The organism is Prochlorococcus marinus str. GP2 (assembly GCF_000759885.1).
Taxonomy (GTDB): Bacteria; Cyanobacteriota; Cyanobacteriia; order PCC-6307; family Cyanobiaceae; genus Prochlorococcus_A; species Prochlorococcus_A marinus_J.
On sequence record NZ_JNAH01000003.1, the window covers coordinates 92264 to 104683 of the forward strand.

Consider the following 12420-nt stretch of genomic DNA (forward strand, 5'->3'; position numbering starts at 1 on the left):
CAGTTTTCTAAAACACGATTTAGATTAATTAAATAACTTTTTTCATTGAAAGAATTAATTACAAAAAATTTAGAAGTGAAAGATAAATTCAACAATGAATTGCACAATACAGTTGATTCATTCGAAGATAGTTTTTTATCAAATCCTGTATCTTTAAGATTATGGTCTTCTTTTTTTGTAATTTTACCTATTTTTGTTCAAGCCCCTTGGGTTAGATTAGAACCAATAAGTGCTCTTTGTTTTACATTTGTTATTCTCTTAGTGGCATTTCTTCTGAATAAGAAAGGATCTAATAAGTGGTTTATTGTCAGTTCATTATTACTTGGGGTGGCAGGTAGTTGGCTTGGAGGATGTTTGTTCTGGGGATGGTTAAGCCCATTTCCTATTCTACATATACCTGTTGAAGCTGTAGTTCTCCCATTAGCTTTAATTGGATTTGGTACTAATTGGAAAATAGGTTCAAGTTTTTATATATCTTCTTTATTTGGAACCGCAGTTACCGACATTACAATATTTTTAATCGGAATCATGGATCAATGGAGGCAGGTTATTACAGCAGATTCTGAAAATGCACCGATAATTCTTCAAGAAACCTCAGAGAGTCTTATACATATAAAATCATTATCTATTATTGTTTTTGTTGCTCTTATACTTTGGTTTATTTCAAAAGAAATCCTAGATTCTGCCACAATTAATACTACTAGTGGTAAAGCACTCTTAGTTTCTAGTTATGTAATTCAAACGACATTAATTGTGGATGGTATTTTTATTTTTTTAGCAATTCTGCAACCAACTTTAAGTGGGTTAGTTTAATGTTAAGGCCTCCATTTTCGCAAGAACAGATTCCAATAAATAATTGGGATGTAATCGTTGTAGGCGCTGGAGCTGCCGGCCTTATGACTTGTCTTGAATTACCCGCAAATTTAAATGTGCTTCTTTTAAATAGAAATACTAGTAAGATATCTTCCAGTAGATGGGCTCAAGGAGGAATTGCATCTGTTGTTAGGCAAGATGATTCATTTGATCTGCATGCTGAAGATACTTTAAAAGCAGGAGATGGACTATGTGATTTTCAAGCTGTAGAAATGCTGGTTAAAGAAGCTCCAGGTTGTGTAGAAAGGTTGCAGAATTTAGGTATGATTTTTGATCAAAGTTCTGATCAACTTTCTACTACCTTGGAAGCAGCCCATTCACGAAGAAGAGTCTTACATGTTAAAGATCGTACAGGAAGAGCATTAGTTGAAGTTCTAGAAGATCATATTGAGAATCAAAACAATATTCTTCACTGCAGGGGTGTAAGAGTTACTGAACTTCTCATTGAAAATAAAGAATGTAGAGGAGTACAGGTTCTTGATGGAGCAAATTTATATTGGATTAAATCTAGAGCCGTTGTGTTGGCTACAGGTGGGGGTGGGCACTTATTTACAAATACAACAAATCCTCCTCAATCCTCTGGTGAGGGCATTGCTCTTGCATGGAAAGCAGGAGCTGCTATCGAAGATTTAGAGTTTGTTCAATTTCATCCAACCGCTTTAAAATTTTATGGTGCACCTTGCTTCTTAATATCTGAGGCACTTAGAGGAGAAGGAGCGATTTTAGTTGATAAAAATGGTGAAAGTCCAGTTAAAAATCTCGAAAATCGTGATCTAGCTACTAGAGATCAGGTAAGTAGAGCAATTATGAAAAATATGCATGATAATAATGTAGACCATGTTGGCTTAGATCTTAGGTATATTGACCCAGAAAAAATTGTAGAGCGCTTTCCCACGATCTTAAGTAGATGTCAGGATTATGGCGTTAACCCTTTAAATGAGGTTATTCCTGTAGCCCCTGCAGCTCATTATTGGATGGGAGGTGTTAAAACTGATCTAAATGCATCTTCAACAAGAAAAGGATTATATGCAGTTGGAGAAGTTGCTTCTACAGGTGTGCATGGTGCTAATAGGCTTGCAAGTAATTCACTGATGGAGTGTCTTGTTTTCGCAAGAAAAATGTCTTCAATTGTTTTGAATGACCTTTCTAAATTTGAAAAATTTGATAGATCATTTCAAGAGTTTGATATTGAAGATCCTAAAGAAGATCAAATTTCTATAATCGCTGAAAAAATTGATGAACTAAGAAGACTATGTTGGTTAAATTTAGGTGTATCTCGAAATAAGGTAAATATGAGGAAATTTTTAAATTACATTCAAAATGATATAGATAAATTAAATAAAAATGATTTACTAAATAGTCTTGAAAAAATAAAATTTGATCAAAAAATAAAACTTAGTGAACGCAATAGGAGGGCATTAAATCTTTTACTTGATTTAAAGAATAGACAAATAACCACCATAACTTTATTAAAAGCTTGTCTATATAGAGAAGAAAGTAGAGGAGGTCATTATAGAGATGATTTCCCTGAAAAAGATAAAAATTGGGAATGCCATACTAGACAACAGTTAGATCAAAAAATTCAAAAAAGATTTATTAAAAATTAAGATCTCCAGGATAGTTAGTTTTTGTTGCTAATTCATTTAAGTCACGAGTACCACTAATAATTTCTCCATTTATTTCCCAAGAAGGAAATCCACTGATTCCTTTCGTTTGGCATAGCTCATACTCATTATCTTTACCATCTTTAGCACATTCAACTACTTTTAATTCTTTAACTGCTTCCCTACCAAATAATTGTTTCTGATCGTGGCAATGCGGGCACCAGTATGCACTATACATAACAATATTGCTTTCATTTAGAAATTTTGCAAACTTTACCTTCTGGGGCGAGCTTGAAGTGGTAATTATTGGCGATACATTTTCAATGGGGTTTGCAACATCAATAGCATTTGAGGGGTCAACGTTTGTTGACCAAATTAGTCCTCCCAGTAGAACACTAATGGCTACAATGAAACCTCTAAAAATCATAGGTTCTCTACTTTCGAACTTTGCTCCAATCATAGAAATTATAAAGATAGAAAACGATAAAATTGCTGAAAGTATACAAAAAAAGCAATATGCTTGAATCTTAAAAAACATTATATTTATCAATAAAAAGCTAAATGTTGATGACGCACAAGAAATTAGAAATACTAACCACCATAAAAACTTATTTAGTTTTTCTTTTGGGGAAATTAAATTAAGCGAGAGTATTATTGTGATAATTATTATTGATAAATATGTTATGAATCCAGCTAATGAGAGAGGTATATTAACTTGATTATTTTCAAATAAAGTTCCCCAAGGACTATTTAAAACTGTTTCACAACCATTTTTTATCCCTGGGCATGAAAGCGAAGTAAATAATCCCCAGTTTTTTAAAGTAATCGAACCAGTGTCAACTAAGCCTATAGTGCTAAGAATTGCGATTATGATTTTTGGCCATTTCAAATCTTTTTTATTTCTTCTGTTTAAAGTCTTAAGCGCCATATAAAATCAAAGTTTGATATTTACATTATCTATCCTAATATTATCTTGGCATGAGAGTTATATACGAAATGCTGTTTAAATCTTTTAATTTTTATTTTTCAAGTTGTGAAGCAAAATAGTCTCAATTTAAAAGAAAAAAAACTATCTAAGATTGCATTCAGTCATGTTGGATGTGAGAAAAATCTTGTTGATACTGAACATATGCAAGGCTTATTAGATAAAGAGGGTTATAAAGTTGACAGCAATATACATGATGCAAATGTCGTTGTTGTAAATACTTGCAGTTTTATTGAAACAGCTAGAGAAGAATCTATTAGAAAAATTCTAGAATATACAAATCAAGGAAAGAAAGTAATAGTTGCAGGCTGTATGGCTCAGCATTTTAAAGATGAGCTTATAAAAGAAATTCCTGAAATAAAAGGTTTGGTTGGAACAGGAGATTATCAAAAGATAGCCAAGGTTTTAGACAGAGTAGAAAAAGGGGAAATCGTTAATGAAGTTTCAAGAATACCTGAATTTATTGCAGATGAGGAAATGCCTCGTTTTGTAGATAAAAACAAATTTGTTGCTTATCTTCGTATTGCTGAAGGCTGCAACTATAATTGCGCTTTTTGTATTATTCCTAAGTTGAGAGGACCTCAAAGAAGTAGAACAATAGAATCTATAGTTTCAGAAGCCAAAAGTCTTGCAAAAAAGGGTATTCAAGAAATCATTTTAATTAGTCAAATAACAACTAATTATGGTCAGGATATTTATGGAAAACCATCATTAGCCAAACTTTTGAATGAGCTTTCTAAAGTTTCAATTCCTTGGATAAGGATACATTATGCTTATCCAACAGGTTTAACTGATGAAGTTATTAGAGCTTTCAAAGATTCAAAGAATATTGTGCCTTACTTTGATTTGCCGCTTCAGCATAGTCATCCAGATGTTTTGAAGAGTATGAATAGACCTTGGCAAGCTTCTTTGAATAAATCAATTTTGGAAAAAATTAGAGAAGAAATTCCATCTGCTGTATTAAGAACTAGTCTCATTGTTGGTTTCCCGGGAGAAAAAAAAGAACATTTTGAACATCTTCTCGAATTTTTGGATAGGCACAAATTTGATCATGTTGGAGTTTTTATTTTTTCACCTGAGGAAGGAACTGCAGCTTTTCATTTGCCAAATAAAGTATCTCCAGAGGTTTCAGAGGCAAGAAAAGATAACGTTATTTCAGTTCAACAAAATATCTCTAAAGAAAAAAATCAGACATATGTTGGTTCAAAAATGAAGATTTTGGTAGAACAAATATCAGATAATAACGAATTAATTGGTCGGTCCTACAATTTCGCGCCTGAAATTGACGGAACTGTAATTTTATCTGTTAAAGAGAAAATTGACTTGAAAAATTATATTGGCAAATTTGTTGAAGCAAATATTTCTTTTGCGGATGAATATGATTTATATGGAGAGACTATTAAAATTTTGTAGTTTTTTAAATTAATTTAACTGCTCTTAATAGCTTATCTAATGCGAAAGCAGCTCCAAAACCAAAACCAATAAATGCAAAATAGAAAATGATGTTCATTAATTTTTTTTATTTTTATTTAATTTAACATCAGATGAAAAGATTAGATTTTTTCGTTTAATTTCTTAATCTTGGATATATGGTAATTTTTTGTATAAACATTCTTCTGCTTTTTGTAGTTCCCGGCCTAAATATAGAGCATGATCGAATCTTGTTATTAAGTCATTTCTTTCTTCAGTGATCAATATTCCAAGTTGTTTCGCACTAATTCCTTTAAAAACTTCATTACAAACTCTTTTATTTTGAGAGTCGCATTTAATTGGTTCATTTGTTTCTGGGTCAAGCGCATATCCGTCATCATTAATATTATTTAGAAAGTGCTCTAAAATTATTTTATTTTCTTCTAAATCTACTTTTATAATGAAGTAACCGTTTGGATCTAAGTCTATATATCGGTGGGACAGACTATTATCAATCTTTATTTTTTCATCTAAACTTTGACTTGAATCCATTTTGGTAATTTAATTTCAAACTATATTACTAATATAATCTTTGGTAAAGCCGAATAATTTTTTATTTAAAGGGTATAGATTTATTTTCAAAATTAATTTCCATCTCGGTTTGTTTATTCATTTCATTTAGCCAAGGACTAATTATATTTTCCATATTTTTGTCAAACCACTTATGCAAGCTAATGGTGCTTTTTGCAAAAAACCCCCTCCGTCTTTTATGTTTACCACCTGCTCCAGGATCAAACAAATGGATACTATTTTTTATTGCCCATTCAATTGGCTGGTAATAGCATAATTCAAAATGTAAATTAGATATTTCTTCTTGACTACCCCAATATCTACCCCATAAGTTATTTTGATTTTTAACGCACATCGACATAGCAAAAATTTCATTTGAATCATGTTTTGATGCACTAAAAAGTAAAATATTTTTTTTATTATCAACCAGTGTTTCGAAAAATGTAGATGTTAGATATTTACTTCCCCAAACTCCCCACCTCGAACAATGCTGTTCATAAAAATTATGCATTTTTTTGAGGATTTCTTGGTTGATATCATCTTCATTAAAAATTTCTACTTTTATATCTTGTTTAGTAATTGATTTCCTCTCTTTTTTTATATTTTTTCTCTGATTAGAGTTAAATCTAGAAAGAAAATCATTAAATGTTTTTTCTCCATTACTCCTCCATTCACTGCTGGAATTTATCCATTCATGGTACCCCAATGATTTAAGATGGTTGCCCCAACTTTCATCAATATATAAAAAATTACAACTTAGAATTTTGTTTGTAATCGCAAAGCTTTCGATGTGGTTGATAAGTAAATTTGTAATTTCTTTCTTGTCTTTATTTTTTTTATAAAGAAATTGATATCCATTTACAGGACTATAAGGACTCATTCCAATTAATTTAGGGTAATAATTTAAATTCAGCTCTTGAGCCAATCTTGCAAATGATTGGTCAAAAATGAATTCTCCATAACTATGATTTTTTAAAAAAAGTGGGGCAATTCCATATATCTCTTCATTTTTAAAAGCAACAAAATATAGTGGCTGCCAACCAGTTTCTCTTGAAACACTTTTTGATATCTCAAGGTTTTTAATCCAAGTCCATTCATAAAATGGGTTATTAATTTCATTTGCTAATTCATTCCATATCTCCTTGGAGATTTCCTTAATTGATAATTTGACTTCAACTTTATGTATTGGTTGTTTCATTTATTATTGAATCTATTTTAAATTTTTTTGTAATGAATATTGATTTCATTATTCATTAAATTTTTAATTGATTTTATTTCCCATCGTCTTTCGAGATTAAAAATCGCATTTGTTTGTTCTGGAGGGATCCATGTATATCTACCTCCAATGATTCGTGGAATTATTGTAATTTTTATATCTGTTATTAGATCCTCTTTTATAAATGAATTTATAAGTTTTGCACCACCTAAAAGAGCTAAATCATTTATCCCTTGTTTTTTGAGTGAAATTAAAGTTTTTCCCCATGAATCTTCGAAAAAGAGTTCTTTTTCGAATTCATTATTCGACGAATTATCAACTTTACTTGAGCTTATTAGCCATCTTCTAATTGGTTGACGAAAGTATTTCCAATTACTGTTAAATTTTTTGCTATTTGAAGCAACTATAGAAATTGGTTGTCTTTTTGATATATTTACTTCGTCATTATCATTGAGATTTTTAACTAGGTAAGTTGATTGATGAGCTATTAAAGTACCTAAACCAAAAATGGTGGCGTCAACCATTGATAAGTTTTGATTTAATATTTTTTTATCTTCATCGCTTCCAAGATGAGATTCTCCACCTTCAGGAAATGCAATTCTACCATCAAGACTTGATGCTATAACAATTATTACTCTTGGGATACTCAAGTTTGTGTTACTAAATTATTTTCAAATTTCAATTTTAATGAATTGGTTAACTTTTGATCAACATAAATTTCTGCAGCATTATTTGGGCTCTCTTGGAGTCTTATTTTGTGTAATGTTGCACCAAGTTGATGTATTGGTTTTTTAAGAATATCAGAAATATATAAAGCTATATTTTCAGCAGTTGGAACACAATTATGGAAAAATTCGATGTCTTTATTAAGAAAAGTATGATCTAGTTGCTCAACAACTAAATCATTAATTATCTCTTGGAGGGCAGATAAGTCGCAAACCATTCCTGTTCTTTTATCAATGTCTCCTTTTACAGTTATATCGACAAGATAATTATGACCATGTCCATTAACTCTGGCACATTTCCCATAGATTTTTTTATTTTCATCAAAGGATATCTCTTCTTTTGCAAGTCTATGAGCTGCTGCAAAATGAGTTTGTACTGTTAAAAATGCTTCCATGTTTTTTCCAAAATAATCTGCCCATAAATTTGGGTTTTCATAAAGTCTTAGACTTGTAAGAGGTAAATCATCCTTTAGACGATGCCAAATGACCTTTACTAATGCTTCAGTTGTAGGAAGTATACCCTCTTGGTTATCAACATTAAATTCAGGCCAGACATCATTTAAGAAACGAAAATCTAATTGTCCAGTAACCTTATCTTTAATAGAGTGTTTTACATCAGAGAGATTAAGTACCATTCCATCAGAGTCTAGTTCTCCTCCCATTGAAACAATAAGCTCATAATTATGACCATGTCCTGGTGCAATACTGCACTTTCCAAAAAGAGATAAATTTTCTTCTGGGCTTTTTTCAGGAAGCCAATAACGGTGACTAGAACTAAAGCAGGCACGTCGAGTTATGACGCATTCACGTCCTTTTCCATGTAATGGTTTGGATTGTGTAGAAGTCATACCTGTCTGCGATAATACTATCTTAAGGTTTTAAATACGCTTTTGTCTTTATGGAACAATCCATTATCGAAAAAACACTTCATACTATTAAGGGCAGAAGCATATTTTTAATAGGAATGATGGGTTCTGGTAAGTCACAAACTGGTTTGAAGCTGGCTGAATTATTGAAGTATAGATACATTGATTTAGATTCATTAATAGAGAAGGTGGCAAAAAAATCTATCAATCAAATTTTTAATGATGAAGGAGAAGATAATTTCCGTGAATTAGAAGCAAACTGTCTTCAAGAAACTATCAAAATTCCTTCATTAGTAATCTCAACTGGGGGAGGAATAGTTACCAAATCGGAAAACTGGGGAATCTTAAGACAGGGAATAATTGCTTGGATAGATCTCGATAAAGATATAGCAATTGAAAGATTGAAAAATGAAATTGAAAATAGGCCACTTCTTCAGGGAAAGAATCTAAAAGATTTATATATGAGCATTTTTCAATCTAGAGAAAATTTGTATTCTCAAGCAGATTTAAGAATTCAAGTAAAAAAAGAAAATATTGAAGAAGTTGCTATGAAAATAATTAATGCAATTCATAAAGAAATAATTAGTTAATCTGGTTCAATTCTTACTGCAAACCATTTGATAACGTATCCTAATTTTATTTCTAATTCATAAGTGCTTTCCAATAATTCTTCAAAAAATTCCTGATCAGGATCTTCAATATTTTGATATATTGTTTGTGTTTCTGTCTTACTAAGCCAATTCTTTAACCATAAAATTGCTTCTTGCTTTGATACAATTTTTTCTTTTGAATCTGGCTCTAATAATACATAATGGTCTGATGCTCTTATTAGTGGATTTGACATAATGAAAATTCTTCTTGGATTAATTCTTTGCTTGATTTTTCAAGGAATTTTTTTAGAAAGTTCTTTTGCTCTGGTAGATTCTAATTTACGCGAGTTTTTGGAGAATCGTGTAAATCAATGGCCAGAATTATATTTGCCAAATTTTAAATTATCGGATACTTCTAAGGATTTAATTTATCCTAAATGGTTCGAGGGGAATTGGCTTGTTACTTCTCAAGATATAGTTAATGATTCAGAAGAGCCAGTTGTTTATAAAGTAAATTTTTTTAAAAATGATTCAGATTTAATTGTTGGTAATCGTGCAAAAAATTCTGAATCTATTGGAAAAGCAATATTTGGTGAAACCTTAATCAAGGTTGTAAATGACCCTCAATCTATTAATAATCAAATTACCTATTTAAAAGATGATTTTTATATCGATTCAAGAATTATAGGGAGAAATCAGATTAAAGATGAAGATATTTTTTTCGCAGATGAGCTAGTTATACAAACAGCACATAAGCCAGGTGTTTCAAGGATTAATCAGGTAGAGACCATTAGTAAATTTCAAAAATGTTCCGAAGAAATATTGGAAGTTGATAATTCAATCAAACCATCAATTTGTGGAGTGCAATATGTTGCTTCTTATGGTTCAAAAGTTGGTGATTCTTCTATTCATGCTATAAAAACAAATAAATATAAATTGAAGTTTGAATTTATTGAGAGTTAGCACTAAAAAGATATTCTTCTAAGTTGTTCCTCCAAATGAAAAGATTTTCTAAGTAAGGGTTGTTTATGTATTCTTGGCTTCCTTCTCCTGAAAGAATTGGTCCTGCAGACTTTGGAAATTTAAGAAGGGATAATTGAGCAGCAATTGAAATATCTGCAATTGATAAACTATCTCCAACTAAATATTTCTTGTTGATCAAGGATTTTGATAAAGCTTCCAGTAATTTTTGGAGTTCTAAATTATCTTTAGAAGACAAAACTACATTAGAAATTTTACTAAGATTTTTAAAAGGTAATTTATCAACAATACTTTTAACTGAAGAAGGTATTTCATCTGGAAGTAATGCAGTTCTTAGCTGTGGATTTTCTATTGCAGATTTAATTAAAGCTTTTCTACAAGTTGTAGCCATTGTAGTATCTGCCCAGTCTTCAATTAGTTTGCATTGTGCAAATAATATTGGATCCTCCGGAAAGAGTGGGTTGTTTTCATTTTTCTTATCTAAATATACGCAAATAGTTGAAGAGTCATTAATAACTTGATCATTACTATCAACTATTACAGGTACTTGTTTTTGACCTGATAATTTAAAGATTTCAAATTGGCCAATTCCAGGTGTTACTTCTTCAACTCGATATTGTAGTTTTTTTGCATGAAGAGCCATTCTTGTTTTTAAACAAAAAGCACTATGCCTAAATTGATATAATGTAATCATGCTGTTTAATGTTTGTTAAAACTTAGCTAAAAAAGTAATCTATTTGTGGAGCTGATGGGCGAATTTTTCTCTAATGTTGCGAGATATCCAAAGTATTTGATTTCTATCATTGTTGGGGGACTTGTTGCTTTGCTTGAACCTTTATTCAAGAATAGATCAAATCCACTCACAATAGTAGGTTTGATATCTTCTGTCTTAAGTGCTTTCATAACTGTTTATTTTGTCTTGCAAGCGATGACAAACCCAATAAATTTACAACCATAATGCCAAATAATTACCGTCTTGCAAAAGTTTCTTCTCTTTTGAAGAAAGAAATAACCCTTATTTTGCAGAATGATTTAGAAAATGATCTTATTAGAGATCATTTCGTCAATATTTCTAAGATTGATTTATCAGGTGATTTGCAACACTGTAAAATTTATATAAGTTCAACTGCTGAAGAGAAAGTAAGGAAAGAGATTGTGGAAAACTTAAATACTGCTAAAAGCTCTATAAGGCATAGTTTAGGAAAAAGAATTGAGATGAGAAGAGTTCCAGAGATAATTTTTAAAGACGATGTTGTTCTTGATAAAGGATTATCAGTCTTGAAACTTCTCGATGAATTAAAAAGTAAAAATCAAACTAATAATTTTGAGGACAAGGATGCCAAAAGTTGATCTTCCCCTTGATCAAAGAAATATAATTATTACTCGATCAAAAGAAGGGATATTGGATATAAAAAAGATATTCATAAGCAAGGGCGCTAATGTATTTGATTTGCCTGCAATAAGTATTGGTGATCCTGATGATTTGAAACCTCTTGACGAAGCATTAGATCAAATAAATGATTTTCATTGGATTATTTTTTCCAGTAGTAATGGGATTAAATTTGTGGATAAAAGACTTAGATACTTTAATAGTTCATTAAAAGAGTGTTCTAAGAAAACAAAAATCGCTGTAGTCGGAGAAAAAACTTCAAAAACTCTTGATAATTTTGGGATTAAGGCTGATTTCATACCTCCAGAATTTGTTGCTGAGAGTTTAATTGATAATTTCCCCGTATCTGGTTATGGACTTAGAGTCTTTGTACCAAGAGTCCAAACAGGTGGTAGGGATCTAATTGCAGATCAATTTAGAAAGGCTGGTTCCCGTGTATTTGAGGTTGCTGCATATGAAACTAGATGCCCTGACTCAATTCCAGAAGAAACAATTGACATTATTTCTAATCGAAAAGTCGATGCAATAATTTTCTCAAGCGGTAAAACCGTATCAAATTCTGCTTTGTTACTAGAAAAAAAACTGGGTAAAGAATGGTTAGGATATTGTGATGAAATTAAGTTATTAACTATTGGTCCTCAGACAACAAAAGTATGTAACAAGATTTTTGGAAGAGTTGATGGTCAGGCACAAAAATATACTTTTGAAGGACTACTAGATACAGCAATTAATATTTTTAATTAGAAAGATCTTTTGTATAGTTCTTTTCAACTAAATCTTTGAATCTATCAATATTGGCCTGTAATTCATTTGTAACCATTTTTCCTAATATATTCTCTTCCATAAACCGAGCAATCATTTTAGGTAGCTCATAAGTTATGGCTAAATTTACGGTTGTGATTTGATCACTTTTACTTTGAAAAACTACTGATCCCTCAGTTGGTAAACCTCCTATTGATTTCCATTTAAGTTTGCTTTTTTCGATCCTTTCTGTAATTTGAGCTTTCCATTTAAACCTAAAGCCATTTGCAGCCAGAGTCCACTCTGTTAAATCTGGTAATGTACTAGTTTCTTCATCAACTGTTTTTACAGATTCAATCCAGCTCATCCAAAGTGACATTGAGTCTAAATCGCTCCATGTATTCCATACATTTTCAAGAGGTGCATTAACAACGGTTATTACGTCATGTTTTAGCCAAGTACCCATAAA

General features: G+C 31.0%; 17 protein-coding genes. 8 read left to right on the top strand and 9 right to left on the bottom strand.

Features of this window, described 5'->3' with window-relative positions; genetic code table 11:
- Positions 1-45 precede the first annotated feature (45 nt).
- Positions 46-813, top strand: coding sequence for a DUF3120 domain-containing protein (locus EU91_RS07140; RefSeq protein ID WP_032523880.1), 768 nt, complete (start codon positions 46-48; stop codon positions 811-813).
- The gene (gene nadB, locus EU91_RS07135; protein ID WP_032523881.1) at positions 813-2480 is read left to right on the top strand and encodes an L-aspartate oxidase; all 1668 of its coding nucleotides are present in this window, start codon (positions 813-815) and stop codon (positions 2478-2480) included. Before EU91_RS07140 ends, nadB begins: the two co-directional genes overlap by 1 nt.
- On the opposite strand, the gene EU91_RS07130 is transcribed toward nadB, so the two are convergent.
- Positions 2470-3405, bottom strand: coding sequence for a vitamin K epoxide reductase family protein (locus tag EU91_RS07130; protein ID WP_032523882.1), 936 nt, complete (start codon positions 3403-3405; stop codon positions 2470-2472). The genes nadB and EU91_RS07130 overlap by 11 nt on opposite strands.
- 105 nt (positions 3406-3510) lie before the next feature.
- Here EU91_RS07130 and rimO point away from each other — a divergent pair, with 105 nt between their 5' ends.
- Entirely contained in the window at positions 3511-4875 is a 1365-nt protein-coding gene (gene rimO / locus EU91_RS07125) for a 30S ribosomal protein S12 methylthiotransferase RimO (protein WP_032523883.1), read from the top strand.
- Between the two features lie 4 nt (positions 4876-4879).
- On the opposite strand, the gene petL is transcribed toward rimO, so the two are convergent.
- From petL to EU91_RS07105, 5 genes are all read right to left on the bottom strand, one after another.
- Positions 4880-4972 carry a cytochrome b6-f complex subunit PetL gene (gene petL, locus EU91_RS0108395; protein ID WP_011375671.1) on the bottom strand — a complete coding sequence of 31 codons (93 nt, stop codon included), beginning with the start codon at positions 4970-4972 and terminating at the stop codon, positions 4880-4882.
- A 65-nt stretch (positions 4973-5037) separates the two neighbouring features.
- Positions 5038-5424 carry a DUF4346 domain-containing protein gene (locus tag EU91_RS07120; protein ID WP_032523884.1) on the bottom strand — a complete coding sequence of 129 codons (387 nt, stop codon included), beginning with the start codon at positions 5422-5424 and terminating at the stop codon, positions 5038-5040.
- A gap of 61 nt (positions 5425-5485) precedes the next feature.
- Positions 5486-6640 (bottom strand): GNAT family N-acetyltransferase, encoded by a 1155-nt coding sequence (locus tag EU91_RS07115; protein WP_032523885.1) that lies wholly within the window; start codon positions 6638-6640, stop codon positions 5486-5488.
- Between the two features lie 17 nt (positions 6641-6657).
- Positions 6658-7308 (bottom strand): RibD family protein, encoded by a 651-nt coding sequence (locus tag EU91_RS07110; protein WP_032523886.1) that lies wholly within the window; start codon positions 7306-7308, stop codon positions 6658-6660.
- Positions 7305-8231, bottom strand: coding sequence for a 6-pyruvoyl trahydropterin synthase family protein (locus tag EU91_RS07105; protein WP_032523887.1), 927 nt, complete (start codon positions 8229-8231; stop codon positions 7305-7307). Before EU91_RS07105 ends, EU91_RS07110 begins: the two co-directional genes overlap by 4 nt.
- Positions 8232-8281: 50 nt before the next feature.
- Between EU91_RS07105 and EU91_RS07100 the strand changes: the two genes are divergently transcribed.
- A complete protein-coding gene (locus EU91_RS07100; RefSeq protein WP_032523888.1) occupies positions 8282-8839 on the top strand; it encodes a shikimate kinase in 558 nt (185 codons plus the stop codon).
- Here EU91_RS07100 and EU91_RS07095 read toward each other — a convergent pair.
- Positions 8836-9093 (bottom strand): chlororespiratory reduction protein 7, encoded by a 258-nt coding sequence (locus tag EU91_RS07095; protein ID WP_011375677.1) that lies wholly within the window; start codon positions 9091-9093, stop codon positions 8836-8838. The two genes, EU91_RS07100 and EU91_RS07095, sit on opposite strands and share 4 nt — an antisense overlap.
- 1 nt (position 9094) lies before the next feature.
- Between EU91_RS07095 and EU91_RS07090 the strand changes: the two genes are divergently transcribed.
- Positions 9095-9802 carry a DUF6816 family protein gene (locus tag EU91_RS07090; RefSeq protein WP_082303023.1) on the top strand — a complete coding sequence of 236 codons (708 nt, stop codon included), beginning with the start codon at positions 9095-9097 and terminating at the stop codon, positions 9800-9802.
- Here EU91_RS07090 and EU91_RS07085 read toward each other — a convergent pair.
- A complete protein-coding gene (locus EU91_RS07085) occupies positions 9789-10514 on the bottom strand; it encodes a glutathione S-transferase family protein (RefSeq protein WP_032523890.1) in 726 nt (241 codons plus the stop codon). The genes EU91_RS07090 and EU91_RS07085 overlap by 14 nt on opposite strands.
- Positions 10515-10568: 54 nt before the next feature.
- On the opposite strand from EU91_RS07085, the gene EU91_RS07080 reads away from it, so the two are divergent.
- The 3 genes from EU91_RS07080 to EU91_RS07070 are packed head-to-tail and all read left to right on the top strand — an operon-like array spanning position 10569 to position 11954.
- Positions 10569-10778: a DUF751 family protein gene (locus EU91_RS07080; RefSeq protein WP_002806502.1), complete on the top strand. Its 210-nt coding sequence runs from the start codon at positions 10569-10571 to the stop codon at positions 10776-10778.
- Positions 10778-11170 carry a 30S ribosome-binding factor RbfA gene (gene rbfA, locus EU91_RS07075; RefSeq protein ID WP_032523891.1) on the top strand — a complete coding sequence of 131 codons (393 nt, stop codon included), beginning with the start codon at positions 10778-10780 and terminating at the stop codon, positions 11168-11170. Before EU91_RS07080 ends, rbfA begins: the two co-directional genes overlap by 1 nt.
- On the top strand, positions 11157-11954 hold the full coding sequence (locus EU91_RS07070; RefSeq protein WP_032523892.1) for a uroporphyrinogen-III synthase: 798 nt from the start codon (positions 11157-11159) through the stop codon (positions 11952-11954). Before rbfA ends, EU91_RS07070 begins: the two co-directional genes overlap by 14 nt.
- Here the strand turns inward: EU91_RS07070 and EU91_RS07065 are convergent.
- Positions 11947-12417, bottom strand: coding sequence for an SRPBCC family protein (locus EU91_RS07065; RefSeq protein WP_032523893.1), 471 nt, complete (start codon positions 12415-12417; stop codon positions 11947-11949). The two genes, EU91_RS07070 and EU91_RS07065, sit on opposite strands and share 8 nt — an antisense overlap.
- Between the last annotated feature and the right edge of the window lie 3 nt (positions 12418-12420).